Raw genomic sequence first — 15,576 nt, 5'->3', positions numbered from 1 at the left:
AGTAACCGAGACACACTGTACTCAGGCCAGCCGGGTGATCTCCACGGTGACTCCCAGGTGTTTGCTCGGCGCCCCGTGGTACACGCCCCGCAGCGGCGGCACGTCGTCGTAGTCGCGGCCGCGGGCCACCACGACGTGCCGCGGCCCGACCGGCACCCCGTTTGTCGGGTCGAAGCCGACCCATTCCCCGCACCACCACTCCACCCATGCGTGGCTCTGCCCGGCGACCGTCTCGCCGACCTCCGCCTCGACCTTCGGGTGCAGGTAGCCGGAGACGTACCGCGCGGGAATGCCACGGGCCCGCAACAGCCCGACGGTCAGGTGCGCGATGTCCTGGCAAACCCCCTTCCGCAGATCCCAGGCATCCTGCGCGCTGGTCTGCACGCCGGTGGAGCCCGGCACATACGCGACCTCGGTGCGCACCCAGTCCGACAGTGCCTCGGCGGACTCCCTGGGCGACCGGGACGGGATCGCCGACCAGGCCAGATCGACCAGCCCGGCGTCGACCGCCGTCAACGGCCGCTCGGCCAGGAACTCCGCGTAGGTGTCCAGCACCGGCTCGGCGCCGAGTTGTGCCCAGTCCAGCGAGACCGACGGGGCCGGCGGTGGCGACACCTCGACAAGGCTGCTGGAGACGACCCGCAGTTGCTGATGCGGGCGGTGCAGGTCGAACGCGGTCACCTGGGTCGCCCAGTAGTCGTGGTAGCGGTACGTCGCCGCGCCCGGCGTGACCTCCACCTGGCTGAACAGCGTCGTCTGCCACGGCAGGGTCAACGGTGTCAGCCGGGCCTCGTTGTAGGAGGCGGAGACGGCACCGGCGTACTTGTACCCGGTGACGTGACGGATCTTGAGACGCCAGTTCATGCTCACGACCCACCCCAAGCGACGGTGCCCCACGTGACGGGCGCGGATTGCGGGAAGTACCGGGCCGTGATCGCGGCACTGGCCGTCGCGCACGTCTGCTGCAACGCGCGCAGGTGCTGCGGCAGCTCGCTGAGCAGCGTGGTCATTTCCGCGTACTCCAGCCGGGTGCGGACCTGGCCGATCGGCCGCCGGGCCGGGTCGGTCACGCCGGCCCGCTCGGTGGTCGGCGCCAGCTCGTGCAGGCACTGCTCCGCCGTGCCGAGCGCGTGCAGCGCGGACCGGGGGAACAGGCGGTCGAGCAGCAGGAACTCGGTGACCCGCTGCGGATCGAAGGTCCCGCCGTGGGTCCGCAGGAACGCCTCGTCGGCACCGCAGGAGCGCAGCACCGTCCGCCAGCCGGTGACCTCGTCGGGCGTGGTGGCCTGGATGGACAGCAGCCGGGCGGTCATGTCGACGCGCTCCAGGGACCGCCCCAGGACCAGGAACCGCCAGCCGTCGTCGCGGCTCATCGTGGATTCGGCGAGCCCGGCCAGTACCGCCGCACGCTCACGCACATAACTGAGGAACACGGTCGGTCCGAGGCGCTCGGCCGCCACCCGCCGGGAGGCCAGCGTGTGCCAGGTGACGTTGAGGCACTCCCACATCTCGCTGGAGATCGTCTCGCGCACGCCGCGGGCGTTGTCGCGGGCCGCCACGATCGCGCCGGAGATGGCGCTTGGATCCTCGGCGTCGAACGCGAGCAGTTCCAGCACGTCGCCTGTGGTGATGCGGCGGTCCTGCGGCGTCGGGGCGCCCAGGATCGACATGAGCGTGCGGCAGGCGGCGTCCTCGTCGGCCCACGGGTCTTCGAGCAGCCGGCCCAGGAAGGCGTCGAGGATGCGTGCGGTGTCGTCGGCCCGCTCGACGTAGCGGCCGATCCAGAACAGGGATTCCGCGATACGGCTCAGCATCGTGTCACCTCCGCCTTGCTCCGGTGCCATGAGACACCCTGAGCTTTCTGGTGAGCGGCCCCTCCGCTCCGCCCGCTCACTGCCCCGCCATCTGTGCGGCCGCGGGTCCGCTGTCGCGCGGCCCGCTGGAGGTGTCGCGCGGCTCCAGCGGGATCCGTTGCCGCGCCGGGGGTGCGGGGTCGCCGGGGTGCGCCAGGACCCACGTGTCCTTCGACCCGCCGCCCTGGCTGGAGTTCACCACCAGCGCGCCCTCGGGCAGGGCGACGCGGGTCAGGCCGCCCGGGAGCAGCCAGATCTCGTTGCCGTCGTTGACCGCGAACGGCCGCAGGTCGATGTGCCGCGGTGCGACCCGGTCGCCGAGCAGGGTGGGCGAGGTGGACAGCGCGACAGGGCGCTGGGCGATCCAGCCGCGGGGGTCTTTCTCGACGGCCGTGCGCAGCGCGGCGAGCGCCTCCGGGCCGGCCTGCGGGCCGATCACGATCCCCTTGCCGCCGGCACCGTCGACCGGTTTCAGTACGAGCTGATCCAGCCGGTCGAGGACGTCGTGCAGGACGTCGGGGTCGCGGTCGTCGAGCCGGTACGTCTCGACGTTGTCGATCAGCGGTTCCTCGGACAGGTAGTAGCGGATGAGGTCCGGCACGTACGTGTAGATCAGCTTGTCGTCGGCGACACCGTTGCCGACGGCGTTGGCGAGCGTCACCTGCCCGGCGCGGGCGGCGTTGACGATGCCTGGGCAGCCGATCACGGAGTCGGGCCGGAAGTGCAGCGGGTCGATGAACTCGTCGTCGACCCGGCGGTAGACCACGTGCACCGGGCGCTCGCCCTGCGTGGTGCGCATCCGCACCCGGTTGCCGCTGCAGACGAGGTCGCGACCCTCGACCAGTTCGACACCCATCAGGCGGGCCAGCAGGGCGTGCTCGAAGTACGCCGCGTTGTAGACACCGGGCGTGAGCACCACGACGGTCGGGTCGTCGACGCCCTCGGGCGCCGCGGCCCGCAGCGCCGCCAGCAGGCGGGCCGGGTAGTCGTCGACCGGGCGCACCCGCGCGTCGGCGAACAGCGCGGGCATGGTGTGGGTCAGCGCGCGCCGGTTCTCGATGACGTACGACACTCCCGAGGGAATGCGCAGGTTGTCCTCGAGGACGCAGAACCGGCCCTGCTCGTCGCGGACCAGGTCGACGCCGCTGATGTGCACCCGCACCCCGTTGGGCGGCTCGACGCCATACGCCTGGCGGTGGAAGTGCGCACTGGTGGTGATGAGCTTGCGGGGCACCACGCCGTCGTGGAACACCCGGCCGGCGCCGTAGATGTCGGCGAGGAACGCCTCGAGCGCCTTGACCCGCTGCTGCACGGCGGCGGTCAGCAGGTCCCACTCGGCCGCGTCGAGGATGCGGGGGATCAGGTCGAGCGGGAACGGCCGCTCCTCACCCGCGTAGGCGAAGGTGACCCCGCGGTCGGTGAAGACGCGGGCCAACTGATCGGCGCGGAACCGCAGGTCGGCCGGTGCCAGCGGCTGGAGCGCGGCGAACAGCGATCGGTAAGGGGACCGCGGTTGCCCGGGACGCTCGAACATCTCGTCCCATGCCTCGAACATGCCCCCGGACATCGAGTAGTCATCGAAGATGTCCGCCATGACGAGAGCCTAGGTACGAACCGTTTCGGGCGCATTACCTGTGTGTTTTGACGCCGATCTTGCGTCGGCCCGCCACCCGCCCGCGTCAGTCGAGGCCGAGGTCGCGGCGGAGCTTCGCCACGTGTCCCGTCGCCTTGACGTTGTAGAGAGCGCGCTCGATGTGGCCCTTCTCGTCGATCACGAAGGTCGAGCGGATCACACCCAGGACCGTGCGGCCGTAGTTCTGCTTCTCGCCATAGGCACCGTAGGCCCGCAGCACCGAACGGTCGGGGTCGGAGACGAGCGGGAAGGTGATCGCGTCGCGCTCGCGGAACTGTGCCAGCTTCGCCGGTGAGTCGGGGGAGATTCCCACGACCTCGTAGCCGGCGGCCTTCAGCGACGCCAGGTTGTCACGGAAATCGCACGCCTGCTTCGTGCAGCCGGGGGTCATCGCCGCCGGGTATGCATACAGAACGACCTTGCGGCCGCGAAGGTCGGTGAGCGACAACGGCTCGTCGCGGTCCGTCTGCAGCGTGAACTCGGGGGCGGTGTCACCCGGCTCCAGGCGCGTCGTGGTCATGCTGTGGACTCTATCGCGTGAGGCTTCGGTCCGAGGGGGCCCATAGCGGTGCGTCCATGGCGAAATGACGGTGCGTCAGTGGGAACTTTTCGGGACCGACCCCCGACTACCCGCAGATGACCGGCGCGAAATCATGAACGCATGACCCGACGTAGATGGTCCATCCCCCTGGCGATGCTTCTCGGGGCGTTGTTCATCCTGGTGCTGCCCGCCGCGCCCGCCAGCGCGCACGCGACGCTCGTCAAGACGGCCCCTGTCGCCGGCACCGTGCTCGACCAGTTGCCGGGCGAGGTCACGCTGACCTTCAGCGAGTCTGTGCGCATCGTCCCGGACAAGATCAGGGTCATCGGGCCGGACGGCGGCCGCGTCGACACCGGCAAGCCGGTCGCCCGCGACACCGAGCTGGTCATCCCGCTCAAGTCGGGCGGGCCGAAGGGCACATATCTCGTCAGCTACCGGGTCATCTCGGCCGACAGCCATCCGATCAGCGGCGGCTACAGCTTCTCCTACGGTGAAGTGTCCGCGACGCCGAACGACAGCGGCGACGCGACGGCGCAGACCGACGGCGTGGTCAAGAACGCCATGTCGGTCGCGCGCTTCCTCGGGTTCGCCGGCCTCGTGCTGTTCATCGGCCCGGCCCTGATCCTGTTCGCCCTCTGGCCCCGCCGGCTCTCCGGCCGGCAGCCCGGCCGGGTCGCCCTGGTCGGCGCCGGCCTGCTCGCGTTGAGCACGATCCTGGAGTTGTACCTCCAGATTCCGTACACCGCGGGCACGTCCGTCTTCGACGTCTCGTCCGCCGCCGCGCGGGAGGTCCTGGGCACGCCGTTCGGCGCCGCCCACCTGATCCGGCTCGCCGCCGTCGTCGCCGCGACCCTCCTGCTGCGACCGCTGGTCGCCGGGCGGGCCGGCAAGGTCGACCAGACGCTGCTGGTGATCCTCGCCATCGTCGGCCTCGCCACCTGGCCCATCTCCGGGCATCCGAGCGCTTCACCGGTGCCGACCCTGACCGTCGTCGCCGACGTCGCCCACCTGGCGGCGATGTCCGTCTGGCTGGGCGGGCTGGTCATGCTCTTCGGGTTTCTGCTCCGCCAGGCGAACACCCGTGAACTGACCGCGATCGTGCCGGTCTGGTCCGGCTGGGCGCTGTTCGCGATCACCGTGCTGGTGCTCGCCGGCACCGCGCAGGCGCTCGTGGAGATCGGCACGATCGACGCGTTGACCGGCACCACGTACGGCCGCCTCGTCATCACCAAGGTCGCGCTGCTCGTCGTCGTGCTGGCGGTCGCGGCGTACTCGCGGCAGCTGACCAACCGCCGCTTCGTTCCCGCCGCCGCGGAGCGGTCCGACGAGGACAGCGAGGAGGACGAGGCCGACGAGGCCCCGCCCGCGCCCGCGGTGGGCGAGGGGGACCGCCGGCTGCTCCGGCGTGCCGTCCTGACCGAGGTGGCCGTCGCCGTTGTGGTGCTCGCGGTGACGTCGGTGCTGGTCCAGACCACGCCGGCGCGCAGTGCGCAGGCCGACCGGACGCCGTCGGGACCCTTCACCGGCACGATGAGCACCAACCTCATGAAGCTCCAGGTCGACGTCTCGCCCGCGACCGTCGGGCAGAACTCGGTCCACCTGTACGCCCTCAAGCCCGACGGCTCGGGACCGCTCAAGGTCGTCGAGTGGAAGGCGACCGCGGCCCTGCCCTCGAAGGGGATCGAGCCACTGGTCGTGCCGACGCTGGCGATCTCGGAGGACCACGCCGTGGGGCAGGTGTCGTTCGTGACGCCCGGCACGTGGGAGGTCAAGATCACCGCGCGTGTCGACGACCTGAACCAGTCGACGGTCACGGTGCAGGTACCGGTGAAATAACCCGCGACCGGTCTCGGCGATTTTGGGCATTTCGCGGGGTTTTCGCAGGTATTGTCGGTTCCAGAACACCGGGGGAAGGGGCCGCTGCCAATGGTCGTGCGTCTGGTTCGGGCAGGTGTCGGCGCGCTGCTGCTGCTCATCGCGGTACCGCTGGCGCTCGCCGGTGGCGGACTCTGGGTGACCATGGAGCATCGCGCCGCCGACGACACGTTCACAGCACGACTGGAGCGCGTCCACTCGGACGGTCACGCGGTGGTCGTGACCGACGTCGACGCGCTGCTGCGAGCCGACGCGCCGTTCGCGCGGGGTGGGCAGACCACGCTCAGCCTGTCGGCGCGTGGGTCCGGCGGCCCCGTGTTCATCGGCCTGGGCCCGGACGAGGACGTCGCCCGATACCTGGACGGGCTCGGCCAGTCGCGGATCACCCGGGTGCGGCTGGCGCGCGGCCCGCTGCCGGTCGAGGCGTCGGCCGTCCCGGCCCGCCCGGCGCCGGCCGACGCGGCCGTCCCCGCCCCGCCGTTGCCGGTCCCCGCCGGTCAGCTCTTCTGGATCGGGCGTAGCAGCCAGGTCGACGGCGCTGCGGAGCTCTCCTGGTCGTCGTCGGCGCTACGCGGCCGGCACCTGTCGCTGGTCGTCATGAACGCCGATGGCACGCCGGGCGTCGACGCCGCGCTCACCGCCCGGCTGGCTCCCGTATGGCTGGGCCCGACGACGGCCGGGCTGCTCGTGTTGGGCGGGGCCCTGTTCCTGATCGCGCTGCTGACGCTGGCATGGCCGCAGCGCCGCCGCACCGAGCCGCCGGCCCTGCCGGCGGTGCCGGCCCAGCCGACGCCGGCCACCCGGACCCGTGCGTCACTGCGCCGCAACCTGGCGGCGCCGAAGGATGCGCTGGCGACGATGTTCAACAAGCCGGTGAAATCCGGCGTGGCGGACGCCGAGCCGTCCGCGGTGGCGGTCGCGGGCGAGCCGGCGCCGGCCGGGACCGGGCCGGCGGACGACACCGAGGCGGCGAGCGGTGCCGAGGCGGTGACCAGCGCCAAAGCTGTGATCAGCGCCGAGGTGGTGGCCGGCGCCGAGGTGGTGGCCGGTGCCGAGGCGGTGACCAGCGCCGAAGCTGCGATCAGCGCCGAGGTGGTGGCCGGTGCCGAGGTGGTGGCCGGCGCCGACGCGACGGACGAGGCGTCGGCCGGTGCGGAGGCCGGGACCGATGCGCGCGCCACCGGCGAGGCGGCCGGCGCCGCGAACACGGCGGCTCGGGCCACCGGCGGGACGGCCGATGCCACCGGCAAGGCACCGGTCGGCGGGGAGGCCGCCACGACCGACGCCGACACCGACGCCGACGATGAGGCGGCGACCGAACCGGTGCCGGCGGCCCCGATCACGCTTTCCAACCCCATGCTCGCCGGCGTCCTGGCGGCCATCATGGCCGACGCGCCGGGGAGGCCCGCCGCGAAGGACGAGGACGTCGACGTGGCGAGCCTGCCCGAGAGCGAACTGGACCGCCCCGTGCCCGAAGGCTCCGAGCTGGACCCCGACGAGCGCGGCCCGGTCGAGCTGCCGCCGCTGCCGGCCATGCCCGCCATCGAGTTGCAGTTCACCTGGGCGCCCGTCGCTGTGGCGGAGCCGGAGAAGTCCCAGGAGTCCGAGGAATCCGAGGAGTCCAGGGACCGCGACACCGCCTCCTCCGGCACCCGCTGAGGCGTCAGGGGGAGGGCGTACCACCACGGCGGCGGAAGAAGACCACACCGCCGCCGACTGCGCCGAGCAGTACCACCGCCACGACCAGCCACACCCACCACGATCCGCCGCCGGAATCGGTGCTGGACCGTGCGGCGTCGCTCGGCGACGCCACGCCTGAGGACGCTGCGGCTGCCGTCGACGCGGCGGCCGTGGGGACGGTCGACGGTGAACCCGACCCGACCACCGGGGCGGTCGGGGACGGCACCGCCGAAGGCGGGGCGGCGGCGCCCTGCACGGTGAAGGAGAAGCTGCCGTTCGTCTTGTGGCCGTCCGAGCCCGTCAGCTCCCACGTGACCGTGAAGCGGCCGGTCTTCGTGCTCTTCACCGGCTGCAGGACCGTGTTGCCGCGCGGCGAGATCGGGCTGCTGTTCACCTCGGTGCCGTCCGGGTCGCGCACCGTGACCTTCGGCACGATCGGCAGCATGTCGGTGAACGTGAGTCGTACCACTTCCGGCAGCGTCGGCACGGTCGAGTTCGCGGCGGGGTCACTCTGCCGCAGCGTCGTGTGCGCCGAGGCCGGAGTGGCCAGAACCAGGGCGCCGGCCAGCGTCGCCAGCAGCGTGGCGCCGATCAGGCGCGCGAGAGCACGAGCGGTCACCCGCGCAGGATAGGACACTTCGGGCGCGCAGCGGACAGCGGCGACGAGCGGTATAGGTGGTTGCGTGCACCAAGGAGTGAGAAGTCGGCCGGATGAACACTAGGCTGTCTGGTGTGGGTGATCTTTTGGTCTGGATCGACTGTGAGATGACGGGACTCGATCTGGGTAAGGACGCGCTGATCGAGGTCGCGGCGCTGGTGACCGATCCGGATCTCAACGTGCTCGGCGAGGGTGTCGACGTGGTCATCCACGCCGACGAGGCCCAGCTCGGCGGCATGCAGGAGGTGGTCCGCGAGATGCACAGCCGGTCCGGCCTCACCGAGGCCGTGCGGGCGTCGTCCGTGACCGTCCCCGAGGCCGAGGACCTCATCATGGACTACATCACCCAGCACGTCCCGGATCCGCGCACGGCCCCGCTCTGCGGCAACTCCATCGCGACCGACCGCGGGTTCCTGGCGCGGGACATGCCCCGGCTCGACAACCACCTGCACTACCGCATGATCGACGTCTCGTCGATCAAGGAGCTGTGCCGCCGGTGGTACCCGCGGGTGTACTTCGGCCAGCCCGCCAAGGGCCTGGCGCACCGCGCGCTGGCGGACATCCGGGAGAGCATCCGCGAGCTGGAGTACTACCGCCGGACCCTGTTCGTGCCGCTGCCCGGTCCGGACGTCGAGGCGGCGAAGGCCATCGCGGCGGAACTGCGCCGGGAAGGTGACACGAACGCGCCATAACCCTGTCGACGGATCCCGGGGGCGATGCCCTACTATTAGCGGGCACGTTCATGGTGGCTGTAGCTCAGTTGGCAGAGCACCGGGTTGTGGTCCCGGGTGTCGAGGGTTCAAATCCCTTCAGTCACCCCACTCCAAACGGCCCCCGTCAGCAGACGGGGGCCGTTTCGCATGTGCGGCACAAGCGTGCGGCCCCCGTCCGGAGACGGGGGCCGCACGACATGGAGCCGTGCACAGGGTCAGATCGGCAGCAGCGCGAGGCGCCCGTGGTACTCGTCGCCGATCCGGTCCGTGTCCGAGCCGACCAGCAGCCCCTGCGGCGTGGCCAGCAGTGCCCGCGCGCCGACGCCCCGGGGGTTGCGCTTCGGGTTCCAGTCCGTGGCCTTGCCCGTGGCCGGGTTGATCGCCGCGATGCCCGGCCGGGCGACCGCGCCCGGGCCGGCCGACTCGCGGCCCTGCGGGTTGTCCATCCAGCGCTGGTGGCCGCCGACATAGATCGCCGCGCCCGTGTCGGCCACCGAGTACAGCGAGTCGCCGCCGGTCCAGTTGATCCACAGCGGTCGGTGCATGCCCGTCCCGCGCAGGTCGAACCGCGCCGCGGTGTCGCACATCAGCTTCTCGCCCCACTTGCGGCCGGTGGTGACGATCGTCGCGTACGTGCCCGTGGGGTCGAAGTCGATGGCGCGCAGGTACGTCTCGAAGCCCGCCCGGCAGGGTTTGGTGTACGTGTCCGTGTACCAGTCCGCCAGGCGCGCGGGTGCGCCGGCGGGGATGTCGACCATGACGACCTGGGCCCGGTACTGCCCGCCGGCCTGCTCGACGGCCCCGATCGCCCCCAGCCGGGTGCCGTCCGGGGTCAGGGCCAGGTCCTCGAGCTTGACCCGCGTCAGGTGCGGCGCGGCCAGCTTGAGGTCGAACGTGGGGTCGGCGATCCCGGTGCTCGCGTTGAGGCGGGCCAGGCCGACCCGGTCGAGCGTACCGATCCGGCTGAACGAGCCGGCCGCGTACAGCCACGGCCCGAAGGCGATCAGGCTGCGGACGTCGCCCCAGTTGATCGTGCCGGTGAAGGCGGGCACGCGGCTGCCGTCGGCCAGGCTGAGCTGCGCGATGCCGCGCTGCGGCGCGCCGCCGACCCGCCGGAACGCGCCGCCGGCGTAGACCGTGTTGTCCGGGCCGGGAGCCAGCGTCAGCACCACGTCGTCGACCTGCGGCGCGAAGGGCAGGATCTCGCCGGTCGAGGCGCGGTACGCGAAGAGGTTGCTCCGCTTGTACCGCGTCTTCCGGGTGGCGTCGGCCACGTTCTGGAAGTCGCCGCCGACCACAACCGTGTCACCGACCAGGGCGAAGGCGCGTACCTCGCCGTCGAGGACGTGCGGCGTGTAGTCAACCGGGTTCGTCGACACCGGCGCCGGGTGGTTCAACGCCGCCGAGGCGGGGATGGCGACCGCGACCGCGGCCAGTGCTGTCGCCGCGGCGGCGATCAGGCGTCGGCGCATTCGAGCTCCTTCGTCGTGGAAAGCCCCACATGGGGCGTTATTCCACTAACGAGGAAACGTTACGAAAGAAGCTTGTTCAGACGATCCGTCCGATTAGCCCCGAAGGAGTGTCGTCGTCCGCGTTGACCATAAAGTGGGCGGCACGCTCGAGGTACTCCCACAGCACGGCCTCGTGCTCCGGATCGAGCCCGAGCGCGTCAACCGCCCGGCGCATCTGCCGCAGCCAGGCGTCGCGCTCGGCCGGGCCGATGCGGAACGGCGCATGACGCATCCGCAGCCTGGGGTGGCCGCGGCGCTCGGAGTAGGTGCTGGGGCCACCCCAGTACTGGATAAGGAAGAGCCGGAACCGCTCGTTGGCGGGCCCGAGGTCCTCTTCGGGGTACAGCGGGCGCAGGATCGGGTCGTCGGCGACGCCTGCGTAGAACTCGTCGACCAGCTTGCGGAACGTGGGCTCGCCGCCGACGAGCTCGTAGAAGTTGGGGGCCGTCGTCACACCATCAACTATGCCGTGCCGGTTGCGACGGTGGCGGTGGCGGTAGGCCACCCAGCTCCGCGGTGCGCTCCGAGAGGTCGACGGTCCGCTCGGCCGGGTCGAGCATCGCCGGCTGGCGGACGCCCGGGCCCGGGGAGGGCCGGGGCCGCCTGGCCGGCAGCGGGACGCGGCCCAGGTCGATGGTGACCTCGCCGAAGTCGTCGGCGGTCTCCGGGGCGCGGCGGGCCTGTTCCTCCGCGGCGACCTGGATCTTGTTGGCGGCGATCGCGTCGGCGATGGTGGCGTGTGCCGGCCATATGGTGAGGATCACGGCCATGATGACCACGCCGGCCATGCTGAAGTATCCGACCACCTCGGCGAGCGCGTGGTTCGAGGCCAGCCAGCCGGTGAAGATGATCGCGGCGCCCTGGATGAGCTGCACGCCGCTCTGCATGACGCCGAAGGCGCGGGCCCGGTACGCCGGGGGCAGCACCTGGACGAACAGCCCGTTGGTGGCGGGGAGCGTGCTGGCCATCGCGGCGCCGGAGATCAGGGTCATGGCGACCACGCCGACGATGTTCGGGTGGAACACCGACGGCACCAGCGCCAGCGGCGTGATGATCGCGACCGGGCGGATGAGCTTGATCCGCTGCTGCGGCTTGACCAGCCAGGTGACCAGTGCGCTGCCGATCATGAAGCCGGCTGCGGCGGCGACCATGATGACGCCGAGGTAGACGGGGTTGGGGCCGCCGGCGAGCTCGGCCGACCAGGCGGCGGCCAGACCCTCGGGCACCACGCCGAAGCAGACCCCGCAGAAGACGAGCAGCGCGATGGCGCGCATGACCGGCGAACGGAAGACGACCGAGTAACCCTCGATGCTCTCCCGGATCAGGTTGGTCCGCTGCTCGACCTTCAGGCTCGGAGGGCGCTCCTGGACCCGGAGGAGGATCAGCAGCCCGGACGTGGCGAACGTGGCCGCGTTGAACAGCAGCGCGTATCGCGCGTCGACGGCGGTCAGTGCCGCGCCGGCCGCATAACCGGCGATCAGCGCGATCTGGGCGGCGGAGCGCTGCATGGTGAGCGCGGTGATGTACTGCTCGCCCTGCACGATCCGAGGCAGCAGTGCCGAGCGCGCCGAGTCGAACGGCGGGCTGAGCAGCGCGTTGACGAACAGCAGGCCGATCAACAGCACGACCGGCAGCCCGCCGAAGACGGCGAGACCGATCATGATCACCATGCGGATCACGTCACTGATGATCATGATCTTGCGGTACGAGTAGCGGTCCGCCACCGCGGCCAGCACGGCACCGAAGCCCAGCCAGGGCAGATAACTGATCGCGAAGGCCGCGGCCGACGCGATCGGCGACTCGGTGCGCATGTAGACCAGCGCAATGATGGCGGCGCGCGCGACGTTGTCGCCGAACCACGACAGCGAGCTTGCGGCGAAAACGGCGAGATACTCGCGGTTGGCAAGCGTCTCGCCGATGGTCGCCGGGTGGTTGGCGGACTCGTCGGGGTCTGGCACCGGCGGAGCCCCCTTCCATCGGTCACGACAGCGGCGTCATGCGTTCGCGGGCGCGGCCGAACCGGTCAATTCAGCACCAAGAGGGGTCATTTGGCGCCGGACCGGGACACTGTGCAGCGATGCACCTGAACGAACGGACGATAACCGACTGACCACCCGACGCGCGACCCTACCCGACGGGTTAGTCGCAGATGATCGCGAGATTGGACAATCCAGCCGTTCCGGCGAATCAGGTCGGGCCGCCCTGCCCCGTGTCGCCGTTGTTGTCGGCCGCCGGGCGGATGAACATGCGCGCGGCGTTCAGCTGGGCCGTTATGCCGGCCCGCTCGAGCGCCTCGGTGAGCCGGCGGCGCAGTTCCCGCCCGACCCGCCACTGCGCCTCGGTCGAGGTCTTGACCGTGGTCCGCAGAACGGCGCCGTCGGCGGTGATCTGCTCGACGCCGAGGACGGTCGGCGGGTCGATGAAGTCGTCGACGAAGTCCGGATCCGCGGCGACCGTGGCGGCCGCCTCGCGCAGGACCGCGGTGGCCTGGTCGATCGAGACGAAACCGACGGGCACGTCGATGTTGACGACGGCCCAGCCCTGGCTCTTGTTGCCGACCCGGATGATCTCGCCGTTGCGCACGTACCAGACCACGCCGGCGGCGTCACGGATCGTGGTGATCCGCAGACCGACCGCCTCGACGGTGCCCGACGTCTCGCCGACGTCGACGACGTCACCCACGCCGTACTGGTCCTCCAGCAGCATGAACAGGCCGGCGATGAAGTCCTTGACCAGGTTCTGCGCGCCGAAGCCGATCGCCAGGCCGGCGATACCGGCACTGGCCAGCAGCGGGCCGAGGTTGAGCCCGACCTCGCCGAGTACGAGCATGGTCGCGATCGTGAAGACGACCGCGGAGGCGATGCTGCGCAGCACCGACCCGAGCGCCCGGGCCCGCTGGTTGCGGCGCTCGATCGGCAGCGCGAGGGCGGTGGGGAGGCGGTTGCGGAACGGGCGCAGGAGCGAGCCGCCCGACTCGTTGTCCGCGACGGTGTGCTTGATCAGCCGGTCGATCGCCCGGTGGATCAGGGTCCGGATCAGCAGCGCCACGATGACGATCAGCAGGATCGTCAACGGTTTGACCAGCATCCAGTAGCTGCTCTCGGCCAACCACTTGACCTTGGTCTGCTCGTAGACGATCTCGCAGACATCGCTGACCTTGACGCAGCTCGGTCCGGGGTTCGGGGTGGCGGGGGATTCCTCCAGCGGCAACGCCAGGGGGCTGATCACGGAGCTCCTCAGAAACCGGTGCGAACCGGGGTAAGTCCGCACAAACGTCCGTCGGGTCAGGCGAAGGTTCACCCGACGGCCGCAAATAGTACGTGCAATCCGAGGATCTATCAGGGACGATTAGCGCACGGCTCCGTTCCGGAGCCGCCGCAGCGACCTTCAACAGGGAGATTCCTTCACGCACTAGGGGGACGGCGATGCCTGACATACGACCCGCACGAGTGTCGGGTGCGCTTGTGCTCAACGCCACCTACGAACCGCTGTGTGTCGTCTCTGTCAGACGTGCCACCATCCTGGTCCTGACGTCGAAGGCTGTCTGTGTCGCTGACGGTGAGGGCATCCTCCACAGTGCCAACGACCAGTTGCCGGTCCCGTCGGTCGTCCGGCTCACCCGCTACGTCCGGGTGCCGTACCGCACGCACATAGGTCTCTCCCGCCGCGGCATATTCGCCCGTGACGGATGGCGATGCGCCTACTGCCGCGGCCCGGCCGAGACCATCGACCACGTGATGCCACGCAGCCGCGGCGGCCGGCACGCCTGGGAGAACGTCGTCGCCGCCTGCGCCCGGTGCAACCACACCAAGGGCGACAAAACGCCAGCCGAGCTCGGCTGGCGTTTGCATACCGCCCCCATTGCGCCGAAGGGCGTCGCGTGGCGCGTGCTGGGCCACCGCACCCCCGACCCGCGCTGGGCGGACTGGCTCGACCTGCCCTCCGACGGCCTGACCCTGGGCCAGGCCGCCTGACCCGTCCGCCCGTCGGATGGTGAGCGGGCAGCACCGCACGTCGACCGGGTCGTGATCGACGTGGTGCGGATCCCACGGTGTGAGGCCCCCCACCCGGTGTGCCGCAGTGGTGGCCGCCACCATGCCGGCACCCGCACCCGGCCGAGCGGCGCTTCGGGAAAGCTTCGGCAATGCTTCGGGAATGTGGAAACGCGCACGGAAGTGACCGATCGGGTCATGGCCGTAGGGCATTTCGGCATACTGACGCGGGAGCTTCATGGCGGGTGACGGCAGGTCGGCACCCCCGGTTTTCAAGGTCGGATACCCCCGGCAACGGGCTGGTCATGCGCGCCCGCTAACGTGAAGCCGGTCTTTTAGTCCCTTCGACGCCTGGGGGCGTTGAGCTTGTCCATCATCGAGACGACGCTGATCTTCGCCGGGATCCCGGTAGCGGTCATCGTGCTGATCGCTGGCGCCGTCTACGCTGGGGGAGGTTCCCGGCGTAGCAAGCGCTACCGGCCCGGACGGCCGTTCGAGTTCACGCCCGTCTGGTTCCTGTCCGCACCGGAGCAGTTGACCAAGGCGCCGAGCGCCCATGAGCTACCCGGCACGCGGCGAGCCGAGCTGACCACGGGCGGCAGCGAGGCCGTGACCGAATGGTCCGGCGACAGGGCGCAGCCGCACGTCATGGGAGGCGCAAGTGACCGGTGGTAACGGCGCTGGCCTGGCCGGCCAGCCCGACGTTCTCAACGGGCCGTTCACCACGCGCCAGTTGCTGCGCCTCGACGAGGCGCTCCGGCTGGCCGACTCGTCGACCGGCCTGACGTTCAGCATCTACGTCGGCGAGCTGGACGAGCCGACCCGTGGGAGCACGGAGAAGCTGCACGGTCAGCTCGCCGACCCGCCGCACTCGGTGCTCATCGCCGTGTCGCCCAACCAGCGCGTCCTGGAGATCGTGACGGGCGGCGAGGCCCGTCGTCGCCTTCCAGACCGCGCCGCCAAGCTGGCCGCCCTGTCCATGGCTGCCGCGTTCGGCGGCGGTGACCTGGCCGGCGGCCTGGTCGCCGGCCTGGCTCAGATGGCCGACCACGCCGGTCGTTCCTGAGCCGTTCGCTTCGTCAAACGCTGGTCGGACCTGTTCACGGTCCGACCAGCGTTT

Annotated in this window: 15 protein-coding genes and 1 tRNA gene; 7 read left to right on the top strand and 9 right to left on the bottom strand. The window is 70.8% G+C overall.

Features of this window, described 5'->3' with window-relative positions; translation table 11 throughout:
• Positions 1 to 21 precede the first annotated feature (21 nt).
• The 4 genes from Dfulv_RS42550 to bcp form a co-directional block, all read right to left on the bottom strand.
• On the bottom strand, positions 22 to 864 hold the full coding sequence (locus Dfulv_RS42550) for a transglutaminase family protein (RefSeq protein WP_259859487.1): 843 nt from the start codon (positions 862 to 864) through the stop codon (positions 22 to 24).
• A gap of 2 nt (positions 865 to 866) precedes the next feature.
• Complete coding sequence (locus Dfulv_RS42545) at positions 867 to 1,814, bottom strand: alpha-E domain-containing protein (protein ID WP_259859486.1); 948 nt, start codon at positions 1,812 to 1,814, stop codon at positions 867 to 869.
• Positions 1,815 to 1,890: 76 nt separating this feature from the next.
• The gene (locus Dfulv_RS42540; protein WP_259859485.1) at positions 1,891 to 3,447 is read right to left on the bottom strand and encodes a circularly permuted type 2 ATP-grasp protein; all 1,557 of its coding nucleotides are present in this window, start codon (positions 3,445 to 3,447) and stop codon (positions 1,891 to 1,893) included.
• Positions 3,448 to 3,532: 85 nt separating this feature from the next.
• Entirely contained in the window at positions 3,533 to 4,006 is a 474-nt protein-coding gene (gene bcp / locus Dfulv_RS42535) for a thioredoxin-dependent thiol peroxidase (RefSeq protein ID WP_259859484.1), read from the bottom strand.
• A 141-nt stretch (positions 4,007 to 4,147) separates the two neighbouring features.
• Here bcp and Dfulv_RS42530 point away from each other — a divergent pair, with 141 nt between their 5' ends.
• Together Dfulv_RS42530 and Dfulv_RS42525 are read left to right on the top strand one after the other, a co-directional pair.
• Positions 4,148 to 5,863 carry a copper resistance CopC/CopD family protein gene (locus tag Dfulv_RS42530; protein ID WP_259859483.1) on the top strand — a complete coding sequence of 572 codons (1,716 nt, stop codon included), beginning with the start codon at positions 4,148 to 4,150 and terminating at the stop codon, positions 5,861 to 5,863.
• A 90-nt stretch (positions 5,864 to 5,953) separates the two neighbouring features.
• Positions 5,954 to 7,561, top strand: a complete 1,608-nt coding sequence (locus tag Dfulv_RS42525) for a hypothetical protein (protein ID WP_259859482.1) — start codon at positions 5,954 to 5,956, stop codon at positions 7,559 to 7,561.
• A 4-nt stretch (positions 7,562 to 7,565) separates the two neighbouring features.
• On the opposite strand, the gene Dfulv_RS42520 is transcribed toward Dfulv_RS42525, so the two are convergent.
• On the bottom strand, positions 7,566 to 8,201 hold the full coding sequence (locus Dfulv_RS42520) for a copper resistance CopC family protein (RefSeq protein ID WP_259859481.1): 636 nt from the start codon (positions 8,199 to 8,201) through the stop codon (positions 7,566 to 7,568).
• A gap of 146 nt (positions 8,202 to 8,347) precedes the next feature.
• On the opposite strand from Dfulv_RS42520, the gene orn reads away from it, so the two are divergent.
• Both orn and Dfulv_RS42510 read left to right on the top strand, forming a co-directional pair.
• The gene (gene orn / locus Dfulv_RS42515) at positions 8,348 to 8,932 is read left to right on the top strand and encodes an oligoribonuclease (protein WP_406568052.1); all 585 of its coding nucleotides are present in this window, start codon (positions 8,348 to 8,350) and stop codon (positions 8,930 to 8,932) included.
• A 53-nt stretch (positions 8,933 to 8,985) separates the two neighbouring features.
• A tRNA-His gene (locus Dfulv_RS42510) sits at positions 8,986 to 9,061 on the top strand.
• A gap of 107 nt (positions 9,062 to 9,168) precedes the next feature.
• Here Dfulv_RS42510 and Dfulv_RS42505 read toward each other — a convergent pair.
• The 4 genes from Dfulv_RS42505 to Dfulv_RS42490 form a co-directional block, all read right to left on the bottom strand.
• Entirely contained in the window at positions 9,169 to 10,425 is a 1,257-nt protein-coding gene (locus tag Dfulv_RS42505) for a PKD domain containing protein (protein WP_259859479.1), read from the bottom strand.
• 76 nt (positions 10,426 to 10,501) lie between these two features.
• Entirely contained in the window at positions 10,502 to 10,918 is a 417-nt protein-coding gene (locus Dfulv_RS42500; protein WP_259859478.1) for a globin, read from the bottom strand.
• A 4-nt stretch (positions 10,919 to 10,922) separates the two neighbouring features.
• Complete coding sequence (locus Dfulv_RS42495; RefSeq protein WP_259859477.1) at positions 10,923 to 12,422, bottom strand: MFS transporter; 1,500 nt, start codon at positions 12,420 to 12,422, stop codon at positions 10,923 to 10,925.
• 229 nt (positions 12,423 to 12,651) lie between these two features.
• Positions 12,652 to 13,692 (bottom strand): mechanosensitive ion channel family protein, encoded by a 1,041-nt coding sequence (locus tag Dfulv_RS42490; RefSeq protein ID WP_259859476.1) that lies wholly within the window; start codon positions 13,690 to 13,692, stop codon positions 12,652 to 12,654.
• A 197-nt stretch (positions 13,693 to 13,889) separates the two neighbouring features.
• On the opposite strand from Dfulv_RS42490, the gene Dfulv_RS42485 reads away from it, so the two are divergent.
• From Dfulv_RS42485 to Dfulv_RS42475, 3 genes are all read left to right on the top strand, one after another.
• Positions 13,890 to 14,438, top strand: a complete 549-nt coding sequence (locus tag Dfulv_RS42485) for an HNH endonuclease (RefSeq protein ID WP_259859475.1) — start codon at positions 13,890 to 13,892, stop codon at positions 14,436 to 14,438.
• Positions 14,439 to 14,822: 384 nt separating this feature from the next.
• Entirely contained in the window at positions 14,823 to 15,131 is a 309-nt protein-coding gene (gene ctaJ / locus Dfulv_RS42480; protein WP_259859474.1) for an aa3-type cytochrome oxidase subunit CtaJ, read from the top strand.
• Entirely contained in the window at positions 15,118 to 15,522 is a 405-nt protein-coding gene (locus Dfulv_RS42475; RefSeq protein WP_259859473.1) for a DUF5130 domain-containing protein, read from the top strand. Before ctaJ ends, Dfulv_RS42475 begins: the two co-directional genes overlap by 14 nt.
• The last annotated feature ends 54 nt before the right edge of the window (positions 15,523 to 15,576 follow it).

The sequence above is a fragment of the Dactylosporangium fulvum genome, from assembly GCF_025137375.1.
Classification (GTDB): Bacteria; Actinomycetota; Actinomycetes; order Mycobacteriales; family Micromonosporaceae; genus Dactylosporangium; species Dactylosporangium fulvum.
This window is presented reverse-complemented; position numbering and strand designations above follow the sequence as displayed.